The 26180-nt window shown below is 31.8% G+C and carries 24 protein-coding genes and 2 tRNA genes; 16 read left to right on the top strand and 10 right to left on the bottom strand.

Features of this window, described 5'->3' with window-relative positions:
• Window positions 1-232 precede the first annotated feature (232 nt).
• Window positions 233-1129, bottom strand: a complete 897-nt coding sequence (xerD, locus tag DIS18_RS10400; protein ID WP_109352995.1) for a site-specific tyrosine recombinase XerD — start codon at window positions 1127-1129, stop codon at window positions 233-235.
• A 220-nt stretch (window positions 1130-1349) separates the two neighbouring features.
• Here xerD and DIS18_RS10395 point away from each other — a divergent pair, with 220 nt between their 5' ends.
• The 4 genes from DIS18_RS10395 (at window position 1350) to DIS18_RS10380 (ending at window position 3641) form a co-directional block, all read left to right on the top strand.
• Window positions 1350-1826: an outer membrane beta-barrel protein gene (locus DIS18_RS10395; protein WP_109352994.1), complete on the top strand. Its 477-nt coding sequence runs from the start codon at window positions 1350-1352 to the stop codon at window positions 1824-1826.
• A gap of 157 nt (window positions 1827-1983) precedes the next feature.
• Window positions 1984-2466, top strand: a complete 483-nt coding sequence (locus DIS18_RS10390; protein ID WP_109352993.1) for a DUF3575 domain-containing protein — start codon at window positions 1984-1986, stop codon at window positions 2464-2466.
• Between the two features lie 79 nt (window positions 2467-2545).
• Window positions 2546-2962: a type II 3-dehydroquinate dehydratase gene (gene aroQ, locus DIS18_RS10385; RefSeq protein ID WP_109352992.1), complete on the top strand. Its 417-nt coding sequence runs from the start codon at window positions 2546-2548 to the stop codon at window positions 2960-2962.
• Window positions 2963-3092: 130 nt separating this feature from the next.
• Window positions 3093-3641, top strand: a complete 549-nt coding sequence (locus tag DIS18_RS10380; RefSeq protein ID WP_109352991.1) for a porin family protein — start codon at window positions 3093-3095, stop codon at window positions 3639-3641.
• A gap of 63 nt (window positions 3642-3704) precedes the next feature.
• On the opposite strand, the gene lpdA is transcribed toward DIS18_RS10380, so the two are convergent.
• Window positions 3705-5081, bottom strand: coding sequence for a dihydrolipoyl dehydrogenase (gene lpdA / locus DIS18_RS10375; RefSeq protein ID WP_109352990.1), 1377 nt, complete (start codon window positions 5079-5081; stop codon window positions 3705-3707).
• A 105-nt stretch (window positions 5082-5186) separates the two neighbouring features.
• On the opposite strand from lpdA, the gene DIS18_RS10370 reads away from it, so the two are divergent.
• Complete coding sequence (locus tag DIS18_RS10370) at window positions 5187-6470, top strand: NAD(P)/FAD-dependent oxidoreductase (protein WP_109352989.1); 1284 nt, start codon at window positions 5187-5189, stop codon at window positions 6468-6470.
• Window positions 6471-6705: 235 nt separating this feature from the next.
• Here the strand turns inward: DIS18_RS10370 and DIS18_RS10365 are convergent, their stop codons facing one another.
• Both DIS18_RS10365 and msrB (DIS18_RS10360) read right to left on the bottom strand, forming a co-directional pair.
• Window positions 6706-7257: a DUF1572 family protein gene (locus DIS18_RS10365; protein WP_109352988.1), complete on the bottom strand. Its 552-nt coding sequence runs from the start codon at window positions 7255-7257 to the stop codon at window positions 6706-6708.
• 14 nt (window positions 7258-7271) lie between these two features.
• The gene (gene msrB / locus DIS18_RS10360) at window positions 7272-7754 is read right to left on the bottom strand and encodes a peptide-methionine (R)-S-oxide reductase MsrB (RefSeq protein ID WP_109352987.1); all 483 of its coding nucleotides are present in this window, start codon (window positions 7752-7754) and stop codon (window positions 7272-7274) included.
• A gap of 146 nt (window positions 7755-7900) precedes the next feature.
• On the opposite strand from msrB (DIS18_RS10360), the gene DIS18_RS10355 reads away from it, so the two are divergent.
• The 3 genes from DIS18_RS10355 to DIS18_RS10345 all read left to right on the top strand — a co-directional run bounded on the left by DIS18_RS10355 (window position 7901) and on the right by DIS18_RS10345 (window position 11292).
• On the top strand, window positions 7901-8725 hold the full coding sequence (locus DIS18_RS10355) for a M48 family metallopeptidase (protein ID WP_109352986.1): 825 nt from the start codon (window positions 7901-7903) through the stop codon (window positions 8723-8725).
• Between the two features lie 71 nt (window positions 8726-8796).
• Entirely contained in the window at window positions 8797-10188 is a 1392-nt protein-coding gene (locus DIS18_RS10350; RefSeq protein ID WP_109352985.1) for an MFS transporter, read from the top strand.
• 102 nt (window positions 10189-10290) lie between these two features.
• Window positions 10291-11292: a hypothetical protein gene (locus tag DIS18_RS10345; RefSeq protein WP_109352984.1), complete on the top strand. Its 1002-nt coding sequence runs from the start codon at window positions 10291-10293 to the stop codon at window positions 11290-11292.
• 62 nt (window positions 11293-11354) lie between these two features.
• On the opposite strand, the gene DIS18_RS10340 is transcribed toward DIS18_RS10345, so the two are convergent.
• The 4 genes from DIS18_RS10340 to DIS18_RS10325 form a co-directional block, all read right to left on the bottom strand.
• Window positions 11355-12080: a head GIN domain-containing protein gene (locus DIS18_RS10340; protein ID WP_109352983.1), complete on the bottom strand. Its 726-nt coding sequence runs from the start codon at window positions 12078-12080 to the stop codon at window positions 11355-11357.
• Window positions 12081-12092: 12 nt separating this feature from the next.
• Window positions 12093-12635: a hypothetical protein gene (locus DIS18_RS10335; protein WP_109352982.1), complete on the bottom strand. Its 543-nt coding sequence runs from the start codon at window positions 12633-12635 to the stop codon at window positions 12093-12095.
• A gap of 10 nt (window positions 12636-12645) precedes the next feature.
• Window positions 12646-13206: an RNA polymerase sigma factor gene (locus tag DIS18_RS10330; protein ID WP_109352981.1), complete on the bottom strand. Its 561-nt coding sequence runs from the start codon at window positions 13204-13206 to the stop codon at window positions 12646-12648.
• Between the two features lie 117 nt (window positions 13207-13323).
• A complete protein-coding gene (locus DIS18_RS10325; RefSeq protein WP_109352980.1) occupies window positions 13324-15870 on the bottom strand; it encodes an ATP-dependent Clp protease ATP-binding subunit in 2547 nt (848 codons plus the stop codon).
• A gap of 261 nt (window positions 15871-16131) precedes the next feature.
• Here DIS18_RS10325 and gyrA point away from each other — a divergent pair, with 261 nt between their 5' ends.
• Both gyrA and DIS18_RS10315 read left to right on the top strand, forming a co-directional pair.
• Window positions 16132-18684, top strand: coding sequence for a DNA gyrase subunit A (gene gyrA, locus DIS18_RS10320; RefSeq protein WP_109352979.1), 2553 nt, complete (start codon window positions 16132-16134; stop codon window positions 18682-18684).
• 31 nt (window positions 18685-18715) lie between these two features.
• Window positions 18716-19969, top strand: a complete 1254-nt coding sequence (locus tag DIS18_RS10315; protein WP_109352978.1) for a tetratricopeptide repeat protein — start codon at window positions 18716-18718, stop codon at window positions 19967-19969.
• A gap of 48 nt (window positions 19970-20017) precedes the next feature.
• On the opposite strand, the gene DIS18_RS10310 is transcribed toward DIS18_RS10315, so the two are convergent.
• Window positions 20018-20767 carry a C40 family peptidase gene (locus DIS18_RS10310; RefSeq protein WP_109352977.1) on the bottom strand — a complete coding sequence of 250 codons (750 nt, stop codon included), beginning with the start codon at window positions 20765-20767 and terminating at the stop codon, window positions 20018-20020.
• 9 nt (window positions 20768-20776) lie between these two features.
• Window positions 20777-21955: an acetyl-CoA C-acyltransferase gene (locus tag DIS18_RS10305; protein WP_109352976.1), complete on the bottom strand. Its 1179-nt coding sequence runs from the start codon at window positions 21953-21955 to the stop codon at window positions 20777-20779.
• A gap of 119 nt (window positions 21956-22074) precedes the next feature.
• Between DIS18_RS10305 and DIS18_RS10300 the strand changes: the two genes are divergently transcribed.
• From DIS18_RS10300 to DIS18_RS10275, 6 genes are all read left to right on the top strand, one after another.
• Window positions 22075-24129: an HD family phosphohydrolase gene (locus DIS18_RS10300; protein WP_109352975.1), complete on the top strand. Its 2055-nt coding sequence runs from the start codon at window positions 22075-22077 to the stop codon at window positions 24127-24129.
• Window positions 24130-24229: 100 nt separating this feature from the next.
• A tRNA-Ser gene (locus tag DIS18_RS10295) sits at window positions 24230-24318 on the top strand.
• 29 nt (window positions 24319-24347) lie between these two features.
• Window positions 24348-24425 (top strand) — tRNA-Pro (locus tag DIS18_RS10290).
• A 209-nt stretch (window positions 24426-24634) separates the two neighbouring features.
• Window positions 24635-25096: a peptide-methionine (R)-S-oxide reductase MsrB gene (gene msrB, locus DIS18_RS10285; protein ID WP_109352974.1), complete on the top strand. Its 462-nt coding sequence runs from the start codon at window positions 24635-24637 to the stop codon at window positions 25094-25096.
• Window positions 25086-25625, top strand: coding sequence for a peptide-methionine (S)-S-oxide reductase MsrA (gene msrA, locus DIS18_RS10280; protein ID WP_109352973.1), 540 nt, complete (start codon window positions 25086-25088; stop codon window positions 25623-25625). The genes msrB (DIS18_RS10285) and msrA overlap by 11 nt, the downstream gene beginning before the upstream one ends.
• Before the next feature lie 64 nt (window positions 25626-25689).
• The gene (locus DIS18_RS10275; RefSeq protein ID WP_109352972.1) at window positions 25690-26178 is read left to right on the top strand and encodes a peroxiredoxin family protein; all 489 of its coding nucleotides are present in this window, start codon (window positions 25690-25692) and stop codon (window positions 26176-26178) included.
• The last annotated feature ends 2 nt before the right edge of the window (window positions 26179-26180 follow it).

The following is a 26180-nucleotide window of genomic DNA, read 5'->3' as shown; positions in this document are numbered from 1 at the left end:
TGTAAGCAGGAATCTCAATAATAAATAAAAATCCAGTTAATTTTTTAGCTGGATTTTTTAGTTTTCACAGGAAAAGATTAATGAAATACGATTAACGATTTTTGATTGAAGAATACGCTGCCAACTTCCAAGTAAAAGGCTAAGACGTAAAGCGTTTATTTTAGAATAACTTTAAAAATTAAATTTAATTATTTTATTTACTGAGACTGAGACTGAGACTGTCCACTGAATGTTACTTCCTAGGATGGTATTTCTCAACAACCTTAGTAAGATGGCTTTTGTCCAAATGTACATAAATCTCAGTAGTAGTAATGCTTTCATGTCCAAGCATTAATTGTATCGAACGCAAATCAGCATCGTTTTGTAGTAGGTGAGTAGCAAAAGAATGTCTGAATGTATGAGGTGATATGTTTTTTTTAAGCCCAATTTTTTCAGCTAATTGTTTAATTATAGTGAATATCATAGCACGTGTTAATTGTTTACCTCTTCTATTTAAAAACAAAGTATCTTCATGTCCTGGCTTTATGTTTAAATGAATACGAATTTCATTTCTGTAAAGATTAATGTATTTCTGAGTAACATCGATAATAGGTACAAAACGCTGCTTGTCTCCTTTTCCTGTTACCTTTACAAACCCTTCATCAAAAAACAAATCTGATATTTTTAGGTTTATTAGTTCACTAACTCGAAGTCCACAACCATAAAGTGTCTCAAGTATAGCTCTATTCCTTTCACCTTCTGGCTTGCTCAAATCAATCGCTTTTATAATTTGGTCAATTTCCTCCTCAGAAAGTGTATCAGGTAGTTTTCTGCCTATTTTAGGAGATTCAATAAGTTCTAATGGGTTGTCTTTTCTGTAATCTTCAAATACTAAATAATTAAAGAAACTACGTAATCCAGAAATCAGTCTAGATTGCGATCTAGCATTTACAGTTTTGGCAATATGATATATAAATTGCTGAATTGTCTCAGCGCTTATTTTTATTGGAGAATGATTTATACTATTTATTTCAAGAAAATTAATAAGCTTTTTAACATCTAAAGCGTAATTATCAATGGAGTTTTTGGATAATCCGCGTTCTATTTTTAAGTATAACTGATAATCTTTTAAAACATTTTGCCATTTCATAGCTGTAAAAATAGTTAAATAACTATAAAACAGTACTTTATTTACATACGTAATTCTACGTATATTTTAATAAAATTGTTAATAACTAAATATTTAAACACTTGAAAATCAATAATATAAAAATATTTGTTAATAAAATTGTTAATAAGTATGACTCGTTTGTAGTATTTTTCAAAAAAATGGCTTTAATTTGTTTGTATCAAACTAAAATATTTAAATTATGAAAAAATTAATTTTATTAGCTGTTGTTGCTGTATTTGCAATTGGCAGTATGAATGCCCAAGGAAATTTTAGGGCGGGTTTAAATGGGGGAATTCCCATTGGAGATGCTGGCGACTTAGCTACTTTTGCTATCGCGATAGATTTAGGATATATCCTTGAGATTTCAGATGGTTTTGATGCAGGTGTAGAAACTGGGTATACAAACTATTTTGGCAAGGACAATTTTGATGATTTTAATTTTATACCAGTTAATGGTGTTGCTAATTTTGATTTATCAGATGACTTTTCTGCTGAAGCTGGTGCAGGTATTGCTTTCTCTCTTGAAACTAATGGAGGGAGTGATTTTTATTGGAAATTCGGTTTTGCTTATGATTTAGATGAAGATAGCGATTTAGGTCTTTCTTATCGCTCAGTATCTGGAGGTAATGGCTTTTCAATAGATGGTATATTCTTAGGATATAGACGTAGTTTTTAAAAAATAAAGAAATTATTTTTAGGGAAGCTCTTGCTTCCCTTTTTTTATGCAATAGACTGATGTTAAGCGTTTAAAGAAAAATATGATAATTATCAGTTATTTGCATTAATATTCTTACTATTTTTACTTCTTAATTTTTAAATCAAACTAATTTATTATGAAAAAAATTTTATTATTTACAGCAGTATTTTTTATTGGAATTTCATCTATTAATGCCCAAGAGCAAGCTATTAAAGTAAATCCTATAGGTTTAGCATTCGGTGTTGCTAATGCGGGTTATGAATTTGCAACTAACGAAAGCCAAACACTTACAATTGCTGGTCTATACTATAATATCTCTGATGTTTCAGGGTTCGGAGCTGGAGTAGAGTATAGATTTTATTTTTCAAGCGATGAAGCTTTAAATGGATGGCATGCTGGACCTTCTTTAGGTTACGTTTCTCTTGAAGATGATTTTAATAATTCTGCAGGTTTTTTTACTGTTGGTGGTGAAGTTGGTCATCAATGGCTTATTGGAGAACATTTTCTTGTAGATGTATTTGCTGGTTTAGGGTATATTGCTGGTAGTTCTGACGATCTTGCTGTTACTCTAAGTTCAACAGCAGTAAGTTTAGGTGTTTCTGTTGGTTATGCTTGGTAGTCACTTTTAAGATAATAATATTAAAGGAAGCTATTATAGCTTCCTTTTTTTATGCTTAATTTTTAAATATCTTTGCCATATGAAAAAACTAATCATCATAAACGGACCAAACTTGAATCTATTAGGAAAAAGAGAACCTAACATTTATGGTAGTTTAACCTTTACTGAGTTTTTAGAAGAGGTAAAAGGAAAATATCCTAAAGTTTCTATAGATTACTTTCAGTCTAACATTGAAGGCGAATTAATTGATAAAATACAAGAAGTTGGTTTTAGTTATGATGGTATTGTTTTAAATGCTGCAGCCTACACACATACTTCTGTAGGTATTGGAGATGCTATTAAAGCTATTGAAACTCCAGTTATTGAGGTGCACATTTCAAATACATTTGGTAGGGAAGAGTTTAGACATCAGTCGTTTATATCACCAAACGCAAAAGGCGTTATTCTTGGTTTTGGCTTACAGAGTTATGAATTGGCTATTCAGAGCTTTTTATGATTTTCTTATCATAATTTCTTTTAGTTTTTTAAGGAATAATTAACCAGATATTATAATCTGTTTACGATTTAATTGTGATTTATTAACGAGCTTCTAAGATAGTTTTGAATCATAATCAAATCTATAAATTATGAGAAAAACTATTTTAATATTTAAATGTATTATAGGCATACTTTCTTTACAAGCACAAACAGAAGGTGAACAACAAAAAGATAAAAAAATAACTTTTGGACTGCGCACTGGTTATGAATTTCAAGCTAATAGCAGTAATTTAAATTACTCACTTAATTTACCCTATGTTAGTGTCTTTTCTAATTTTAGGCTGAGCGATAATTGGAGTTTGCAATTAGAATTAAATTTAAGGTCTGAGAAAAGAGAAAGACATTTTAATAATGGCTCTAAGGAATCTATTGATGAACTTTATTTAACAGTTCCTGTATTATTAAAATATCATTTTAGTGAAAATTTTAAAGTATATGCTGGAACGCAAGTTTTATCTGCATCGTTAGTGAATGATATATCTGGACTTAAAAAATGGAATGGTTTTTTAGGGATAGAATATCACATAACAGAGCATCTATTTCTTGATGCACGTTTTAGGCATGGTTTTGAGGATATTAAACTTAATAACAATTTTAGAGATAATAGAATAAGCTTAGGGATAGGATATAAATTATAAACTACAAAAAAAGCGATTCAAATTTGAATCGCTTTTTAATTTATCTATGTAAACTTTAAAATCCTACAAGTGAATCACTTCGTCATAAGCAGCAGCAACTGCTTCCATAACCGCTTCACTCATAGTAGGGTGTGGGTGAATAGCTTTTAATACTTCATGACCAGTAGTTTCAAGTTTTCTACCTAAAACAGCTTCAGCAATCATATCAGTTACACCAGCACCAATCATGTGGCAGCCTAACCATTCGCCATATTTAGCATCAAAAATAACTTTAACAAAACCTTCTTTATTTCCACCAGCACTAGCTTTACCAGAAGCTGAGAATGGAAATTTACCAACTTTAATATCTAAGCCTTTTTCTCTGGCTTGTTTTTCAGTTAAACCAACTGATGCAATTTCAGGAGAGCAATAAGTACACCCAGGGATGTTTCCATAATCAATGGCTTCAACATGGTGTCCTGCTAATTTTTCAACACATAAAATCCCTTCTGCAGAAGCAACGTGTGCTAAAGCTTGTCCGGGAGTAACATCTCCAATAGCATAATAACCAGGAATGTTTGTTTGGTAAAAATCGTTTACAATTATTTTATCTCTATCAACTACAATACCTACATCTTCTAAACCAATATTCTCAATATTTGTTTTTATACCAACAGCACTTAAAATAACATCAGCTTCTAGAATTTCTTCACCTTTTTTAGTTTTTACCGTAGCTTTAACACCTTTCCCTGAAGTATCAACTTTAGTAACCTCAGCAGATGTCATAATATTAATTCCAGATTTTTTAAAGCTTTTTTCTAATTGTTTAGAAACATCTTCATCTTCAACAGGAACAATTCCTGGTAAATATTCAACTATAGTAACATCAGTTCCCATAGAATTATAAAAGTATGCAAACTCAACGCCAATAGCTCCAGAACCAACAACAATCATTTTCTTAGGTTGTTTCTTTAAAGTCATGGCTTGTCTGTATCCAATTACTTTTTCACCATCTTGAGGTAGACTTGGTAACTCACGCGAGCGTGCACCTGTGGCAATAATAATATTGTCTGCGCTATATTCAGTGCCGTCAACATCAACCTTTTTTCCAGGTTTAATTTTTCCATAACCGTTAATAACGTCAATTTTGTTCTTTTTCATTAAAAACTGAACACCTTTACTCATACCATCTGCAACACCTCGGCTACGATTTACAACAGCGTCAAAATCATGGTCAGCATCTTTCACTTTTAAACCATAATCTTCAGCATGTTTAAGATATTCAAAAACTTGAGCCGATTTTAATAATGCTTTAGTTGGAATACAACCCCAATTTAAGCATACGCCACCAAGATTTTCTTTTTCAACAATAGCGGTTTTAAAACCTAATTGTGATGCTCTAATAGCTGTTACATAACCACCAGGACCACTTCCAAGAACAATAATATCGTATTTACTCATTTGTCAAAGTTTAAGTTGCGAATTTACAAAATCGAACTTGAATAAAGAATTTAGAGCTTATAATTTTACATCTTTATAGTACCTTTGCATTGCAAGTTTTTATTTATGAATATACCAAGAACGAGTTTTCCTCGAATTGTAATTATTGGTGGTGGTTTTGCAGGGGTAGCTTTAGCAAAAAAATTATCAAAACAAGAAGTACAGGTTGTGCTTTTAGATAAAAATAATTACCACACGTTTCAACCATTATTATATCAAGTTTCTACAGGTGGCTTAGAACCAGACTCTATTGCTTACCCTATTAGAAAAATTCTAAAAGATTTTCCTAATTTCTATTTTAGATTAGCTGATGTAGAGGAGATTGATATAGATAAAAACAAGGTAAAAACTAATATTGGTAAATTAAAATTTGATTATTTGGTTGTGGCTTCTGGCTCAACCACAAACTTTTTTGGTAATACAGAAGTTGAAAAGCATAGTATGGCAATGAAAACCATACCACAATCTTTAAATCTGAGGAGCTTAATACTTGAAAATTTTGAGGAAGCTTTATTAACATCAGATTTGAATGAGCGTAATGCATTAATGAATTTTGTTATTGTTGGAGGAGGACCAACAGGTGTGGAACTTGCAGGTGCTTTAGCTGAAATTAAGAAAGGAATCCTTCCAAAGGATTATCCGGATTTAGACACACGTTTAGCTCAAATACATATTATCCAATCTAGTGATTGTATTTTAAAAGGCATGAGTGAGAAAGCATCATCTAAGGCAGAAGATTTTTTAGAAAAACTAGGTGTTAATATTTGGAAGAATGTTAGAGTAACAAATTACGATGGTAAGACAGTAACTACCAACACAGATTTAACTTTTGAAACAGCTACCGTAGTTTGGGCAGCAGGTGTAAAAGGTGCAACAATAAAAGGTTTAGATGCAGAAGATTTTGTAACAAGAGGTAACCGATTAACGGTTAACGAATTCAATCAAGTTAAAGGCTTTAAAAATATTTTTGCAATAGGAGATATTGCTTGTATGGCTTCAGACGAGTTTCCTTATGGGCACCCTATGATGGCACAACCAGCTATACAACAAGGTGATCAATTAGGCGATAATATTCTAGAACTTATAGAAAATAAACCCATGAAATCTTTTAGTTATAAAGACAAAGGTTCTATGGCAACAATTGGCAGAAATAAAGCTGTTGTAGATTTAAAAAACGTCAGGTTTCAAGGGGTTTTTGCTTGGTTTGTCTGGATGTTTGTTCACCTGTTTTTTCTAATAGGTTTTAGAAACCGTATGGTGGTTTTTGTAAATTGGGTTTATAATTATGTGCGCTTCGATAGAGAAGCACGCCTAATTATCCGTCCATTCAAAAACAAATTAAAACATTAAAATTATTTGAGCGATCCCGATGAAAAATCGGGGCAGGCTTTCACTACTCAATCCCTCCTACGTCGGGGATTTCAAACATACCGTTCAATCCTTCTCGCGGGGTATATTTGCTAGACTTTAAGCTTAACCATTTGTTCCCTTTTAATCAGCAAACATGTCATTTTAATTGAGTAATTTAACATTGGTAATTGTATAAGCAACAACTGCCAACTGACACTGAATACTGAGACTTTTTTCACAAGTCATCAGTAAAATGACGTTTACCTTTTTCTTTATTAAACTTATCTTTGTTATAATTTATAGAATCACCTTTAGAAATAGATAAAGATGTCCAATTTTTACCCTTCAAGAGTTTTCCTAAAAATACAATTTGTCCAATATGGTAGGAGTAGTGCGCTAATTGTCTATTAATAGCTTCGGTAACTGTATGACCACCATTTCTAATATAAATAATACGTTCTAAATCTTCAACCTTTAAAGGTTTTATAGCATTAAATAAACAAAACCAACCACTTTCCCAAGCGGCTACGAGGTCTTCTTTAGAGCTAAAACTACTTACAAACTCATCATCTCTATTACGCCATTCTTTTTCTCCATCTTCAGTTAAAAAGTTTGTCCACCTACTAAGCATATTGCCAACAATATGTTTAACTATTATCGAAACACTATTAGAGTCTTCATTACTCTGCCATTGAATATCGTCAAAACTAAGTTGTTCAAAAGTTTTGTCGCCTAAACTCTTATAATATTCAAATTGTTTAATAACACTAGTTAAATAACTCTCCATTCAACAAATATAATTTATTTGTTTTCATAAAACTTAAGAGAAACGCCATTAATACAATGGCGCTTACCAGTAGTATTTCTTGGGCCATCATTAAAAACATGTCCTAAATGTCCGCCACATGTGGCGCAGTGTTCTTCAGTTCGAGCATAACCTAGATTATAATCAGTGGAAAACGCTACATTTCCTTTAATTTCTCTATCAAAACTAGGCCAACCTGTACCAGAATCAAATTTATGTTCACTCTTAAAAAGTGGTGTGTCACAGCCTTTACAGACATAAACACCTTTTTTGTAGTTTTTGTTTAATGGGCTTGTAAAAGCACGTTCTGTACCAGCTTGTCTTAATACGTAAAATTCTTTAGCAGATAATTGTGTTTTCCATTCAGCTTCAGTTTTGGTAACCTTATAAGGTTTTTTGCCCTCATTCTGTTTTTGTTGCGCTGATGAATTACAATTGAAGAATATTAAAACTGTAATTGTAATTAATAACTTATTCATAGTTAAAACGTTTTTTATATAGAGTCGCTATTTTTTTTAAAACATGACATTTATTTAAAATAGTATGTGACAAAAAAATAATTTAAGTGTCTAAAATTTAAAGGTACAATTTTTGTATTTTTAAAAATTATATAAAATTTAGAACAATGAAGATAAAACACACATTTCTTTTGCTAGCCATAGCGGCTCTTGTTTTTGCTTGCGCAACAAATCCTTTTACAGGTAAGAAGACTATGGCATTGGTTCCTAATTCTCAATTATTCCCAACGGCTTTTGCACAATATAGCCAGTTTTTAAACGAGAACAAAGTAATTACAGGAACTAAAGATTCTGAAATGATTACGCGAGTAGGTCAGCGAATAGCTGTTGCTGCAGAACGTTGGTTAAATGCTAATGGCAATCAGGGGTATTTAAAAGATTATAAATGGGAGTATAATTTAGTTGATGATAAAACGGTTAATGCTTGGTGTATGCCTGGAGGTAAAATAGTGTTTTATACAGGTATTTTGCCAATAGCTGAAAACGAAACAGGAGTAGCGGCAATTATGGGGCACGAAGTTGCCCATGCATTAGCAAATCATGGTCAGCAACGTATGAGTGCTGCTTATTTACAACAAGGTATTGCAGTTGCAGGTAACATTGCTATTAAAGATGAAAAATCGAGAAATGCTTTTAATCAATATTATGGTATAGGATCTCAGTTAGGGGTTATGCTACCATTTAGCAGAAGTCATGAAACTGAGTCTGACCAAATTGGTATTTATTTAATGGCTATTGCGGGTTATAACCCAGATGAAGCTGCTGAACTATGGAAACGTATGAAAGCAAATAGTGCTAAAAGTGGAGGACAAGCACCACCAGAATTTATGAGTACGCATCCTTCAAATGATACAAGAATTGCAAATCTTACAAATTGGGCACCTAAAGCGAAAGCTGAAGCTAAAAAATTTGGGATTACAACATTTAGATAATATTTAAATAGTATTCAAATAAATTTTTTGATTACTTTAGAAGCTGCTCATAAAAGGGCAGCTTTTTTATTATGGCAGTTTTAGAAAAAGGAAGTAAAAAACTTTTAAATGCTTGGGCGTTTTATGATTGGGCAAACTCAGTTTATACGCTAACTATTGCATCTTCAATATTTCCAATATTTTATTCGGCATTATTTATTAATAGTACTTCAGAAATAAAAACGGTTTGGGCTTTTGGGATGGAGTTTAAAAGTACTGCGCTTATAACATTTGTTACAGCGTTTACGTTTTTAGTAGTGGCTTTTACATCTCCAATTCTTTCAGGTATAGCTGATTATGTTGGAAACAAAAAGAATTTTTTAAAGTTTTTCTGCTATGTCGGTAGTGCTGGCTGTATTGGGTTGTATTGGTTTGATGTATCTCCAGAAAGAATACATTTAAGTTTGCTATTTTATTTTATGGGTTTAATAGGATATTGGGGGAGTTTGGTGTTTTATAACTCTTATCTTCCAGATATAGCGCATCCAGAGCAACAAGATAGTATAAGTGCAAAAGGATTTTCAATGGGTTATATTGGAAGTGTCCTTCTACTTGTGTTTAATTTATTAATGGTGTTGTTTCCTGAATGGTTTGGATTCGATATTAGTATCTCTAATTCTATATTAGAAAATGGTTCTGAAGCTCAAATCACAGATGCGTTAAAGGAAGCAAAAGATGCAGCTTCATTTGAGGCTATGAAAATATCTTTTATTACGGTAGGACTCTGGTGGGCATTATTTAGTCAATATTCATTTTATTATTTGCCTAAAGGGGTTTCTTCAGGTCATAAAGTAACTAAAGATGTTGTTTTTAATGGATTAAAAGAGTTGCGTTTAGTTTGGAATCAATTAAAGTTAAATTTAAGATTAAAACGTTATTTGCATGCCTTTTTTGTATTTAGTATGGCTGTACAAACTATTATGTTAGTTGCTGTATATTTTGGTGAAGAAGAAATAGCTTGGGGCGGAGATAGTGAGAAAACTATGGGATTAATAGTTAGTATTCTAGTTATTCAACTAGTAGCAATTCTTGGAGCTTTTTTAACCTCGAAAGCTTCTGCTAAATTTGGAAATATTAAAACACTTATAGTTATTAATGCCATGTGGATGAGTCTCTGTTTTTATGCATATTTTATGAAAACACCAGAACATTTTTACTTAGCAGCTGGTTTTGTTGGTTTAGTAATGGGGGGGGTGCAAGCTTTAGCGCGCTCTACATATTCAAAATTTTTACCAGAAACTGAAGATACTACTTCGTATTTTAGTTTTTACGATGTTGCAGAAAAAATAGGTATTGTAATTGGAATGGTAGTTTTTGCTTTTATAGACCAAATTACGGGTAGTATGAGAAATGGAATTCTATTTTTATTTGTTTTCTTTTTAGCAGGGATTATTTTGTTGTTTAGAGTTCCTAAGGCTAATTAAATTATTAAGTATTTCCGTTTATCTAAAAAAAGATCTTTTTAAAGTAGGAGTTATACTATAATGCATACAATTATTATGTTTGTTTTTAATTAACAACAAACTATGAATATCTCAAAACATTTTAATTTTTTAGCATTTGCTTTTGTATTATTAATTTTCAATTCATGTAATATTGAACCTTTTGAGGGTGAAACTCCAGAAGAACCTAGTAATCAACTTCCTTCTACTTGTGAAGAAGCTGCTCAAAATACTGTTGATGCTGCATTAGCCTATGGAAATGTTTCTCCAATAGATTCTGATTTCTCAAGTGTATGTGCTGCTTACAAAAAGGCTTTAGAAGATCAAGTAAGAGTTTGTGGAGATCAAGGTGGTGCTTTTCAAACTTTAATTGATAGTTTAGGTGATTGTGAGGGGGAAGATGATAATACAAATAATGAAGATGGTGATTATTGGCCAATGAACATTGGAAATTCATGGACTTATCTGGCTCAAATAACTGGAATGGCAGATAGTGAATCTACTATGGAAATTACAGATTTAGTTGATTACAAAGGTAAAGAAAGCTATTTATATGAAAACTTTTTTGGGTCTGTTCAATCTACAGACGGAACAAATTTTGAAAACTTAAATGTGGATTATTATACTAGAAAATCTAATGGGGATTATGAGCTTTTAGTTGGTGAATTAACAGCAGAATTAGCTGGTTTATATAAAATAACTCAAAGCGAATATAGTTATGTTATTTTAAAGGATAATGTAGATGTTGGTACTAAGTGGGAATATAATTTTGATGTAGTTACTTCTTATGAGTCATTACAATCTGGTGGTGCTACTTTACCAGATATTCCAGCTAACTATGATATTAAACTTGAAATCTTAGAAAAAAATGCTTCAATTGCATCTGGAGGAATGGTGTTTGACTCAGTTATAAAAGTTAAAGTCACTCAAAAAGTTGTTGTTACTGGATTGACTTCAACAACAGATATAACATACTATTTTGCAAAAGATGTGGGAATTGTTAAATCTGAAGGAACTGTTTTTGATCCTGATGATAATATAACAAGTACAACAATTAATGAGATAAAGTCTTATAACATAAATTAAAAAAGAAGCCATTTCATTTGAAATGGCTTCTTTTTTACTGTCGTAAATTTAATTGATGATTTTTAGTTTTTAGAGATGTCTCCTGAACCAGCTACTTTTTTATCAACTTCTGGGTTTCCTCGGTAAACAATATCTCCCGAACCTGCTACTCTGGCTTTTAAAGTTTTGTTACTAAATACTTTAGCGTCACCAGAACCAGCAACCGCTACGTCTGTATCATTTGCTTGTAAATCAAATCCGTGAAAATCTCCTGAACCTGCAACTCTTGCTTCTAAAGTGTTGGTATTACCTTCTAGTGTTAGGTCTCCAGAACCTGCAATGGCACCTTTAACAAAGTCTGTGTCGATCTCAAGTTTTAAATCACCTGAGCCAGCTAGTGATACACTTAACTTGTTTGCTTTAACTAAATCTTTATTGTATAAATCTCCAGATCCAGCTAAAGAGATTGTATTTATATCTTTAAAAGGTATGATAACTTTAACAGCATTGTTTTTATAACTCATATTAACTCCTTTTTTAGTTTTAATAATTAAATTATCACCTTTAACCTCTGTAATTATATACTCTAATAAGTTTGAATCACCTTCTAGAGTTATCTTTCCTTCTTCTCCAGCAACTAAAATATAATCCATAGATCCAGCACACTTAATACCGCTATAATCACTTGTTGTTCTATTTTCTGTTACAACGTTTCCGTTTCCTTTGATTTTTTTGTTTCCCCAAGATTGCGCATTAATAACGCTTACAAGCATTAGAGACATAATTGTTAGTGTAATTGTTTTTTTCATGATGTTTAAAATTTAAATGATTGATATTTGTTTATTAGTATTTTTTAGTTCTTTAATTTTATCTTTTGTGTCTTGAATGACATTGATTCGACTTTGAAAATTAAGAATCATAGCATCAAGAATAAGGTTTTCACTTGGTTGCTCTTTTAAACCTAGAACTAATTGTTTGTAATCTTCTTCAAGTATCTTAATTTGAAATAAAGCGTCTACAATTAATTCTTGATATTCAGGCATATCTTCGCTATTTAGGTTTTTTAATTCCTGTTTAAGTGAAGCCATAAATAAGGTTTCTGTTTTTGCCATTTCTGGAGAAATATCAGCTAAATCTATGCTAGTGCTTTCTTTAGGAGAAAAAACGAAAAGAGAAACTAATAATGCAATTGATGCTGCAATTCCTAAAAATGGTTTCCATAGATTATTATTTCGATTTTTAGTGATTGATTTTCTGCTGTCTAATTTTTGTAAAAATCGTGTCTCGTGTCCTGAATCAGGATTCTCTATATCAAAATCATTTTCAAGATTTCTAAATATATCTTCTATTTTATTTTTACTCATAATAATTCTATTAAGCAATAACTAATTGTAATTTTTGTCTCAAACTTTCTTTTGCTCTTGAAATTGTTGTTCTGCAATTAGCATTAGTTATATTCATTATTTCGCTAATCTCTTCGTAGTCATAACCTTCAATTAGGTTTAGTGTTAAAGCTACTCTGTAATTATCTTTCAATGACTTCATTGAATTTAAAACTTGTTTTGCTTTTATTGTTGTAAAGTCATAATCGTTACTAATTCCACTTACTTCATTTTCTACTTTGTATAAAACATCATCAATCGGAACTTCATTATTTTTAATATTTTTCTTGTAATGATGAATACTGTTATTTATAACTATGCGTTTTAACCAAGGACCGAATGTAGCTTCGTTTTTTAAGCTTTCTAATTTTGTAAATGCCATTAAAAATGAATCTTGCATAATATCTTCAGCTTCAAATCTATTTTTCACAATTCTTATAGAAGTGTTATACATGGCTTTGTAATACCTATTATAAATCTCCAACTGAGAAGATTGATTTCCGGTTTTGCAAAGCGCAACAAGTTGCTCGGTATTTAGTTTGGTTAGCGTCACAGAAAATTGATTGTTATAGTATAGATGTTAGTAGTTTTTATTTGTTACAGTTTTGCAAAAAAAAAATCCTACTTTAATTTTAAAGTAGGATTTTAATTAATGTATTGTTAAGTAAAATTAGGATTTTGCAGGTTTTTCTGCTTTGTCTATTGTAATACTTAATTCTTCAGTTTTTTTATCTAGGTCGATATTAATGTTATCGCCTTCTTTTAGATGTGAAGCTACAATTTCTTCAGCTAAAGCATCTTCAACATATTTCTGAATAGCTCTTTTTAAAGGACGCGCTCCGTATTGTTTATCAAAACCTTTTTCAGCAATATAGTCTTTGGCGCTATCTGTAAGTGTAAGGTTGTAACCTAAACCTTTTATTCGTGCTAAAAGTTTTTCTAATTCAATATCAATGATTTTATTAATATCCTCTTTTTCTAAAGCATTAAATACAACAACATCATCAATTCTATTTAAAAATTCTGGAGCAAATGATTTTTTTAGTGCATTTTGAATAACACTTCTAGCATTAGCATCTTCTTGTGCTTTTTGAGATGCAGTGCCAAAACCAATTCCTGTTCCGAAATCTTTAAGTTTACGAGCTCCAATATTAGAAGTCATGATGATTATTGTATTTCTAAAATCAATTTTTCTACCTAAACTATCTGTTAAGTATCCATCATCTAATACTTGCAGTAACATATTAAACACATCTGGGTGTGCTTTTTCAATTTCATCTAATAAAATTACAGCGTAAGGTTTTCTTCTAACTTTTTCAGTTAATTGACCACCTTCTTCATAACCAACATATCCTGGAGGCGCTCCAATAAGTCTTGAAATAGCAAATTTCTCCATGTATTCACTCATGTCAATTCTAACAAGAGAATCTTCACTATCAAATAGCTCTCTAGATAACACTTTTGCTAATTGTGTTTTACCAACACCAGTTTGACCTAAAAATATAAATGAGCCAATGGGTTTATTAGGGTCTTTTAACCCAGCTCTATTTCTCTGAATAGCTTTAACTACTTTAGCAACCGCATCATCTTGTCCAATTACTTTACCCTTTATTAGGTTTGGTAATTCGGCCAGTTTATTGATTTCAGTTTGAGCAATTCTGTTTACAGGTACTCCTGTCATCATAGAAACCACATCTGCTACATTATCTTCAGTAACAACTTCTCGATGTTGCTTAGTGTCTTCTTCCCACTTTTCTTGAGCAATAGCTAATTCTTTCTCGATGCGTTTTTCGTCATCTCTTAGTTTAGCAGCTTCTTCATATTTTTGTTTTCTAACAACAGCATTTTTAGTTTCTTTAATGTCTTCAAGTTGTTTTTCAAGTTCTATGATTTGCTTTGGTACGTCAATATTTGTTATATGTACACGAGAACCAGCTTCATCTAAAGCATCAATAGCTTTGTCTGGTAAAAAGCGCTCAGTCATATACCTGTTTGTTAATTTAACACAGGCTTCAATAGCTTCAGGAGTATAATCAACATTGTGGTGTTCTTCATATTTACCTTTGATATTATTAAGAATTTCAATGGTTTCATCAACTGTGGTAGGTTCTACAATTACTTTCTGAAAACGACGCTCTAGAGCGCCATCTTTTTCAATGTATTGTCTGTATTCATCTAAAGTTGTTGCACCAATACATTGAATTTCACCTCTAGCTAGAGCAGGTTTAAACATATTTGAAGCATCTAAGCTTCCTGTAGCACCACCAGCACCTACAATAGTATGTATTTCGTCAATAAATAAAATAACATCATCATTTTTTTCAAGTTCGTTCATAACGGCTTTCATGCGCTCTTCAAACTGACCTCTATATTTTGTTCCAGCAACTAAGCTTGCTAAATCTAAAGTCACCACACGTTTATTAAATAAAATACGTGATACTTTTCGTTTAACAATTCTAAGTGCTAAACCTTCTGCAATGGCAGATTTACCAACACCAGGTTCTCCAATTAAAAGCGGATTGTTTTTCTTTCTTCTACTTAAAACTTGAGAAACACGCTGGATTTCCTTTTCTCTTCCTACAACAGGGTCTAGCTTCCCTTCTTCGGCTAAAGCTGTTAAATCACGTCCAAAATTATCTAAAACAGGTGTTTTAGACTTTTTATTGGACTTACCTGCAGGTGCATTAAAAATATTATCCTTTGAAGATTCTTCTTCAGGTGTGTTTTCATCGTCTTGAAATTCAGACTTTGGCTCTATATAATCGTTATCGTTTGTAATCATAAGTTTAAATTGTTCTTTAACATTATCGTAATCAACTTTTAGTTTATTTAAAAGCTTGGTAGTGGGGTCGTTTTCATTTCTCAAGATACATAGTAATAAATGAGCAGTGTTAATTGAGGTGCTCTGAAATAATTTAGCTTCAAGAAACGTAGTTTTTAAGGCGCGTTCTGCTTGCCTAGTAAGATGTAGGTTCTTTTTTTGATTAGAAGCTACAGTTATATTAGGGTTTGCAGGACTTAGTATCTCAACTTTACGTCTTAAATGATTTAAATCTATATCTAAAGCGTTTAATATGTTTATTGCTTTTCCGTTTCCATCGCGTAAAAGCCCAAGCATAAGGTGTTCAGTGCCAATGAAATCATGACCTAGCCGTAAAGCTTCTTCTTTGCTGTAAGCAATAACATCTTTGACTCTTGGGGAAAAATTATCGTCCATATTCTTTTATCCTTTCTGCATTAAAAATAGTAAAACATTTTACTTAAGACAAAAACTGTACCTTAAATTGTCTGTAAAATGCTAATTGACAAAAAAAACTTTATAAAATCAAAATTTTAGCATGCATACTTATTAACTAAATAAGTCGTTAAAATTGTTAATAAATAACATGAAAAAGGAAGCTTGATAGTCTTACTATGACTATCGAAATTCTTATATTAGCATGTTTTGAAAATCACATAAAATTAAATTAAATTATTTATGGCAGAAGGAGAGAAATTGATCCCTATTAATATTGAGGATGAGATGAAATCGGCATATATTGATTATTCAATGTCGGTCATTGTGTCACGTGCTTTACCAGATGTAAGAGATGGATTAAAACCAGTTCATAGACGTGTGCTTTATGGTATGCATGAATTAGGTGTTAGAGCAAATTCAGCACATAAAAAATCCGCAAGAATAGTTGGAGAAGTTTTAGGTAAATATCACCCACATGGGGATACTTCGGTTTATGATGCCATGGTACGTATGGCTCAAGAGTGGAGTTTACGTTACATGCTCGTAGATGGACAAGGAAATTTTGGATCTATTGATGGAGATAGTCCGGCAGCAATGCGTTATACAGAAGCGCGTATGCGTAAAATATCTGAAGACATGTTGGCAGATATTGAAAAGGAGACTGTAGATCATAAATTAAATTTTGATGATACACTTCAAGAGCCAACAGTTTTGCCAACGCGTATTCCTGGGTTATTAGTAAATGGGGCATCAGGTATTGCTGTAGGTATGGCAACTAATATGCCACCACATAATCTTACGGAGGTTGTAAACGGAACAATAGCTTATATCGATAATAATGATATAGAAATTGATGAGCTTATACAGCATGTTAAAGCGCCTGATTTTCCAACAGGAGGAACTATTTATGGCTACGACGGTGTAAAAGAGGCTTTTCATACTGGTAGAGGTCGTATTGTTATGCGTGCTAAAGCTAATATTGAAGAAGTTAACGGTCGTGAATGCATCATTGTTGATGAGATTCCTTACCAAGTGAATAAAGCAGACATGATTAAGAAAACTGCTGATTTGGTAAACGATAAAAAACTTGAAGGTATTTCTCTTATTCGTGATGAATCTGATAGAAACGGAATGCGTATAGTTTACGTTTTAAAACGTGATGCAATTCCTAACATTGTTTTAAATAAATTATTTAAATACACTGCGCTACAATCCTCATTTAGTGTAAATAACATTGCATTAGTGAATGGTCGTCCTCAGTTATTAAACTTAAAAGAATTAATTCATTACTTTGTTGAGCACAGGCATGAAGTTGTTGTAAGAAGAACAACTTATGAATTGCGTAAAGCAGAGGAAAGAGCACACATTTTAGAAGGTTTAATAATTGCATCTGATAACATAGATGAAGTTATAAAAATTATCAGGGCATCTTCAAACGCTGATGAAGCTAGAGCAAATTTAATTGAACGTTTTAAACTATCAGAAATTCAAGCTAAAGCAATTGTTGAAATGAGATTGCGTCAGCTAACTGGTTTAGAGCAAGATAAATTGCGTTCTGAGTATGAGGAAATCATGAAAACCATCATCGATTTAAAAGATATCTTAGATAAGAAAGAACGTCGAATGGATATCATAAAAGATGAGTTAGAAGTTGTTAGAGATAAGTATGGAGATGAGCGTCGTTCAGTAATTGAATATGCAGGTGGCGATTTAAGTATTGAAGATATGATACCTAACGAGAAAGTGGTTATCACAATTTCTCATGCTGGATATATTAAACGTACATCTTTAACAGAATACAAAACGCAGAATAGAGGTGGCGTTGGTCAAAAAGCATCAACAACACGTAATGAAGACTTCTTAGAGCATTTATTTGTTGGTACTAATCATCAATACATGTTGTTCTTTACACAAAAAGGAAAGTGTTTCTGGATGCGTGTCTACGAAATTCCTGAAGGTAGTAAAACATCAAAAGGTAGAGCCATTCAAAATCTAATTAATATTGAGCAAGATGATAAAGTGATGGCTTTCATTTGTACTCAAGATTTAAAAGATGAAGATTATATTAATAGTCATTATGTAATTATGGCTACTAAAAAAGGTCAGGTTAAGAAAACATCTCTGGAGCAATACTCTCGTCCAAGAACAAACGGTATTAACGCTATTACAATTAAAGATGATGATGTATTATTAGAAGCTAAATTAACAACTGGTGAGAGTCAAGTGATGCTAGCATTAAAGTCTGGTAAAGCCATTCGTTTTGAAGAAGCAAAAACAAGGCCAATGGGACGTGGTGCTTCAGGAGTTAGAGGAATTCGTCTACAAGATGAAAAAAATGATGAGGTTATTGGTATGATTGCTGTTGATGATATGGAAAGTAATGTGCTTGTAGTATCTGAGAATGGTTATGGAAAACGTTCTAGTTTAGAAGATTACCGTATTACTAATCGTGGAGGAAAAGGTGTTAAAACCATTTCTATTACAGAAAAAACGGGTAACTTAGTGTCAATCAAGAATGTAACTGATGATGATGACTTAATGATTATCAATAAATCTGGAATTGCAATTAGAATGGCGGTTAAAGATTTGAGAGTTATGGGTAGAGCTACTCAAGGTGTTAAGTTAATTAACTTAAAGGGAAGTGATTCTATAGCAGCTGTTGCGAAAGTAATGCATGATGAAGATGAGGTTGAATTGGATGAAGATGGGAATATTATAGTTGCTGAAGATGCTGAAAACACTGACGTTTCTGAAGATGGCACAACTCTTGATACTGATACTGAAGATAAATAACACTTAAAATTAAAACTTAATATTATTTAAAATGAAAAAACAAATTATTATAGCTTTAGCATTGTTTGTAAGTGCGTTTTCATTTTCTCAAAAGAAAGAATTGAAAACAGTTGAAAAAGCTATTAAAAGCAAAAATTTTGCGGCAGCAAAAGAAGCATTAAAAATTGCTGAAAGTCTTATGCCTTCAATGGATGAAAGCCTTAAAGCAAAATATTATTATTTAAATAGTTTAGCGCTTTATTCAGATGGTAATGGTAATTCCAAAGATATCAATCAAGCACTTGAAAGCTTGAAAGAAGTTAAAGGTGAATATAAATCTGAGGTTAAAGCGTTAAAAAATAATATGTACAATAATTTTTTAACAAAAGGTAATGATGCCTATAATAAAAAAGACTATGATTTAGCGTCTAATCTTTTTGAACGTACATATAGACTAAGAGAATCGGATACAACTTTTTTGTATTATGCAGCAGCAACTGCCGTTAATGTTAAAAAATATGACAGAGCATTAAAATTATATGAAGAACTTAGAGATTTAAATTATAATGGAGCTGATAAAGTTTATTTTGCTACTGAAAAAGATTCCGGTAAGGAAGTAACTTTGGATAAGTCTACACGAGATTTATATATTAAGGCAGGAAGTCATATAAAACCAGGTGAGCGTTTTACGGAATCAAAAAAACCGGAGATTGTAAAAAATATTGCATTAATTTACATTTCAAAAGGTGATAATGAGAAAGCCCTTGATGCTATAAAAGATGCCAGAGCAGAGAATCCAGAAAATGTTGATTTGATTATTAATGAAGCTAATATTTATCTTCAATTAAAAGATGAAGATAAATTTAAGTCTTTAATTGAAGAAGCTCTTACTAAAGATCCTGGAAATGCAACATTGCACTATAATGTTGGTGTGGTAAATATGAATAAAGGAGATTTAGATAATGCTCAAAATTCTTTCGAGAAAGTTTTAAGTATAGATCCTACTTACTCTAATGCAGCTTTAAATCTTTCAAATTTATTTATTGAAAAGGGAAATGTTGTAATTGAAGAAATGGGAAAATTAGGGATGAGTAAAGCTGATGATGCGAAATATGAAGTGTTAAAAGGAGAAAAAAATGCTTTATTTGAAAAGGGTGCTGCAATTTTAACAACATTTATTGATAAAAACCCAGAAGCTAATTCTGATATTTTTGTTCAATTAAAGAATATATATAACGCATTAGGAGAAACTGAAAAAGCAAAAGAAGTTGGTGCTAAAATAGAAGCTATGGCTGGAGGAGAATAGTTTTTCTCTCTAAACTTAAAATAAAAAAGCCGCTAATTAGCGGCTTTTTTATATAATTTTTTTAATTACTCTAAGCTTGTGAGTATGTTCATTTTTGTCAACATTATATATGCCTGAGTGGTCTAAGCGATCTATTCTGACCTTGCCATGAGCATGTATAATATAGTTATCTTTCATTATAATACCAACATGAATTATTGCACCTTCGCTATTATCAAAAAAGGCTAAATCCCCAGGCTCACTTTCTTCTATAAAGCTTAATGCTTCTCCTTGTGTAGCTTGTTGTGATGCATCGCGTAAAAGTTTATAGCCGTTTAGTTTATAAACCATTTGCGTAAAACCAGAACAATCAATTCCGAAAGGTGTTTTTCCTCCCCATAAATATGGAGCATTTAGAAAAGTAAATGCAGTTTGTATAATGTTAGATTTCTCAATTTTTTCATTAATTGAGTTACCTTCATATTTATGATTTAAAAGTGAAAGTCCATTCAAGCAGGATCCAATACTTATTGGAAATATTTGATTGTTTTCATCTTCAATAAATTCAACTAGGTCCGTAGATAGTATGGGATCCTCTTTAGCTAAGGATTTATATTGATTTTCAGAAATCTCAAAGTATTGTTTATTGTCAATCCACCCTTCATATTTATCAAAAGCCAATCTTATTTTGCTCCATTTCTTGCGTTTCTCTAATATTTTAAAGAAATCACCATAAATCACTTGAGAAACGAGTTCACTTGTGTCTGCAGGCTCATATCGAAGCGGAACAATGCTTAAATTACAAATACCGTATTGCATTAAATACTATTAGTTACGTTCAATAATCATTGCTGAAGCACCACCACCACCATTACAAATAGCTGCAGCTCCAATTTTAGCATTATTTTGTTCTAAAACATTTAATAAGGTGATAAGTATTCTAACACCAGAGCATCCAAGAGGGTGTCCAAGAGAAACAGCACCACCATTAATATTTACATTTTTATCTGTTAATCCTAAAATTTTCATATTAGCTAGTCCAACCACAGAGAAAGCTTCATTAAACTCGAAAAAATCAACATCATCTATAGAAATATTAGCTTTATCTAATGCTTTTGGTAAAGCTTTTGCTGGAGCGGTAGTAAACCATTCTGGTTCATGTGCCGCATCTGCATAACTTTTAATTGTGGCAAGAGGTTTTAAACCTAATTCTTCGGCTTTCTCTTTACTCATTAACACCATAGCACCAGCACCATCATTTATTGTAGAAGCATTAGCAGCAGTTACGGTACCATCTTTGGTGAAAGCTGGACGTAATTGCGGTATTTTATCCATTCTTACGTTCGTGTATTCTTCATCTTTAGAAACAATTATTGGTTCTCCTCTGCGCTGCGGAACTTCAACAGGAACAACTTCATTATTAAATTTTCCTGATTCCCAAGCGGCAGATGAGCGTTCGTAGGATTGGATAGCATAAGCATCTTGTTCTTCTCTTGAGAATTCATATTTAACCGCACACGCATCAGCGCATACACCCATAGCATTTTCATCATAAGCATCAACTAAACCATCTTTTTGCATACCATCAATTAATGTAGCTGGTCCAAATTTTGTTGAACTTCTTGCATGTATGTAATGAGGAATTAGACTCATATTTTCCATACCACCAGCAACAACAATATGTGTATCACCTAAAGCGATAGATTGTGCAGCTTGCATAACTGTTTTCATTCCAGAAGCACAAACTTTATTTATAGTAGTACAAGGTACCGTATTAGGGATACCAGCATATATTGCTGCTTGTCTTGCAGGCGCTTGTCCAGTGCCAGCTTGAACAACATTACCCATTAAAACTTCTTCTACCAGCTCTGGCTTTAAATTTATTTTATTTAAAGCACCTTGTATGGCAATAGCTCCTAATTTTGGAGCAGGAACAGTAGATAAAGCCCCTAGAAAACTACCTATTGGAGTTCTTGCTGCTGAAACAATAACAACTTCTTTATTCATTATTCTAAAGTTTTAGTTTAGTACATGCGAAAATAACGTTTTTTTTGGTAGAAATTTGAAAGATTAGAGTATTATAAAAAATGGTAAAAGCTTATAAATTTATTACATTTGGTATCTAAATGAAAGACTTCATAAACAAACTATATAGAAATCATTCCTTAATTTATAAAGGTTTGTTATTTATATGTACAACCTTTTTAATTGTCTATTTGTTTCCTAAAAGTGGAAAATTCAAATACAATTTTGAAAAAGGCAAGCCCTGGCAATCTGAAAGTTTACAAGCTCCTTTTGATTTTGCAATTAAAAAAACTGATAAAGAATTAGTTTTAGAAAAAAAGAGCATTTCTGATAATGCTGTATTATATTTTGATTTAGATAATTCAATAAAAGGAAAAGTTAGTGATGCCTATGAAGGTGTTTTTAAAACTACTTTTTCAGATACTTTACCAAATTATCTCTCAGATAAATTATTCAATACGGGTAAAAATATTATTTCAGAGCTATATAGTTACGGTGTTTTAAATGAAAACTATGATTTTCCTAAAGATAGATCTATTGTTATTCTTGATGGTAGAGAAAAAATCCAAGAGGGGTTTTATTCAAGTTTAATTAAACAAAATGAAGTCAAATCTGTTATAGATGATGTGTTAGCTAAAAAGGGTTTATCAAATTTTGAAACAAAATTTGTTGCTTTATTTTTTGATTTAGTTGAACCAAGCTTAACATATAATAAAACATTTACTGATAAAGTTGTTCAAGACGATTTAAGTAGAATTTCTTTTACCAGAGGTAGTGTAGCTAAAGAAACCTTAATTGTTTCTAAAGGTGAGGTTGTTGAGGGTGATAAATATCAAATTCTAAAATCGCTACAGTCCGAATATGAATCACAAGTTTGGAATGAAGCAAGTTATAATTGGGTGCTATTTGCTTACACTTTATTAGTTGCTCTAGCATTATTGATGTTGCTATTGTTTTTAAGAAAATATAGAGTTGAAGTTTTTGAAAATAACACAAAAGTTACGTTCATATTTTTCAATATCTCATTGATGATATTTATAACTACACTAGTAGTTAATTATGATTCAAAGTATATTTATATAGTGCCTATTTGTATACTACCTTTAGTTTTTAAAGCTTTTTTTGATGCAAGGTTAGGCTTGTTTGCTCATGTACTTACAGTACTCTTATTGGGGTTTATAGTGCCTAATAGTTATGAATATATGTTTCTTCAGATTATAGCAGGAATTGTAACTATTCTAACGGTCTCGGAATTGTATAAACGTGCTAATTTATTTATATCAGTAGGGCAAATAACACTTATATATATTATTGCTTATTTTGCTTTTTCAGTCATTCATGAAGGAAGTGTTGAAACACTTAAATGGGAAACGTTTATATGGTTTGTTTTGTGTGGGTTAGCAACGTTATTTGTTCAACCATTAATTTATGCTTTTGAAAAATTATTTGGATTAGTTTCAGATGTTTCACTTTTAGAATTGTCTGATACGAATACTAAATTACTTAAGGAATTATCAAACAAGGCACCAGGAACGTTTCATCATTCTTTAAACGTTGCAAATCTAGCTGAAGCTTCAGCAAATGAAATAGGAGCTAATGCTATGTTAGTTCGAGTAGGGGCATTGTACCATGACATTGGTAAAATGAAAAATCCAACATATTACACTGAAAATCAGTCGACAGGTATTAATCCTCATGATGAGTTATCTTCTAAAGAAAGTGCAAGAATTATAACAGATCATGTTATTAATGGTATCGAGATAGCGAGGAAAAATAATTTACCAGATAGAGTAATCGATTTTATTAGAACTCACCATGGCACAAGTGTGGTTTACTATTTTTATAAGCAACAGCAAAAGGATTATCCAGAGGAAAATATAGATAAAATAGATTTTAGTTACCCAGGCCCTAAACCATTTAGTAAAGAAACAGCTATATTAATGATGTGCGATAGCATAGAGGCTGCGTCAAAAAGTTTAAAAGAACCCACATCAACTAAGATTGAAGCTTTTGTAGAGAATATAATAAATAAGCAAATAGAAGAGGGGCAATTTTTAAACGCAAATATTACTTTTAAAGAAATTCAATCTATAAAAAAAGTTTTAAAACACAAGCTTGCAAATATTTATCACTTGCGAATAGAATACCCTGAATAAAATAGAAAAAAAACAAAGAAAATGCTTGTGTTCTTTAAGATGAAAAACTAAATTTGCATCCGCATTTAAAATTAAATGTTTAGTTCATATAAAAATTACTGGAGAGGTGCCTGAGTGGCCGAAAGGAGCGGTTTGCTAAATCGTCGTACCTAGAAATAGGTACCCAGGGTTCGAATCCCTGTCTCTCCGCAACTATATTTTAAAACTGATAACTATTTCGGGGTGTAGCGTAGCCCGGTTATCGCGCCACGTTTGGGACGTGGAGGCCGCAGGTTCGAATCCTGCCACCCCGACCAAAAAGCCTGATGAATTTTCATCAGGCTTTTTCTTTTTAATGGATTTTTAGCATATAAGAACAATAAAATATGTATAAATTGTTTTATTTCTTTCCGTAGCATTCAATAACGGTTATAAATATTAAAACTGTAAGCTTTTGAATAAATTTTCGACTATCTTTATGTTGAAAAAGCATATTATAATTAACTAAAAAAGAAAGGACCATATTATGCTTACTTGGAAAAAAGTTATCAACTTTTCCGTAAAAGGAAATCCAACTCCAGACAAGCGAGTTGAAAAAACTGAAACCGAATGGCAATCTCAGTTAACTCCAGAACAATTTCGAATAACAAGATTAAAAGGTACGGAACGACCTCATAGTGGAGCACTTTGTAGTATTCACGAAGCTGGTAAATATAACTGTGTGTGTTGTAATACATCGTTGTTTGATTCTACTATTAAGTTTGAATCCGGTACAGGCTGGCCTAGTTTTACACAACCTATTAAAGAAAACGCCATTAAATATGAGCGAGACACAGCATTTGGTATGGTTAGGGTAGAGGTTATGTGTAATACTTGTGATGCTCATTTAGGACACGTGTTTCCTGATGGACCAGAACCTAGTGGATTGCGATATTGTATTAATTCAGAATCTATGCAGTTAGAGAAAGGGATAATTAATGAGCAATAAAAACTTGCAATTAGCCACATTTGGTGGTGGATGTTTTTGGTGTACTGAAGCAATATTTCAAGAAATAAAAGGTGTAGAAAAAGTAGTATCAGGATACTCAGGAGGTAATGTTCCAGGGCATCCAACCTATCGTGAAATATGCTCTGGATTAACTGGACATGCCGAAGTTATTCAAATTGAGTTTGATACTAATATTATTTCTTATGAAGATATTTTAGTCATTTTTATGACCACTCACGATCCTACAACACTGAATAAACAAGGAGGAGATATAGGTACACAGTACCGTTCGGTAATTTATTATCATGATGAGGCTCAAAACGAAATTGCTAAAATTGTGGTAAAAGAAGTGTCGCCGTATTATGAAGCCGCAATAGTTACAGAAATATCCCCTTTAGATATTTTTTATGAAGCTGAAAAAGAGCATCAAGATTATTATAGAAATAATCAAGAACAAGGCTATTGCAGTTTTGTAATTACGCCAAAATTATCAAAATTAAGAAAGCTTCATGCTGATAAATTGAAATAAACACCTTACTTACAAGATTTTCAAAACCTTGTAAGTATATAAATTAAAAGAAAGGGACAATAGTATGTCTAATAAATTAGAAGATAAACATGTATTTCAAGCTCCAGAATTTAAAGTAAAATGCTGGATTGATACCAATGGAAATAAAGCTGAACCTTTAAAACTTACAGATTTTAAAGGTAAATTTAAAGTTGTGTATTGTTTTCAAAGTTGGTGCCCTGGTTGCCATAGTAAAGGTTTACCAGATTTAAAGAAAATGGTAGAAGCTTTACAAGACAATAAAAATGTTGTGTTTTTAGCAATTCAAACAGTTTTTGAAGGGCATCATGAAAATACTTTTGAGAAGATTTTTGAAACTCAAAAGCAATATGATTTAAAGATTCCTTTTGGTCATGATGCAGGAGATGATGGTGTATCAATTTCAAATGTCATGAAGAATTACCAAACTGGAGGAACACCTTGGTTCTTGTTTATTGATAAACATGATAATGTAGTGTTTTCAGATTTTCATTTGAATCCAGATACAGCTATAGAAGTTCTTAAAACCATGTAAGC

Source organism: Algibacter marinivivus (assembly GCF_003143755.1).
Classification (GTDB): Bacteria; Bacteroidota; Bacteroidia; order Flavobacteriales; family Flavobacteriaceae; genus Algibacter_B; species Algibacter_B marinivivus.
Note: the sequence above shows the minus strand (reverse complement) of the source record. Positions and strands in the feature narration are given on the sequence as shown.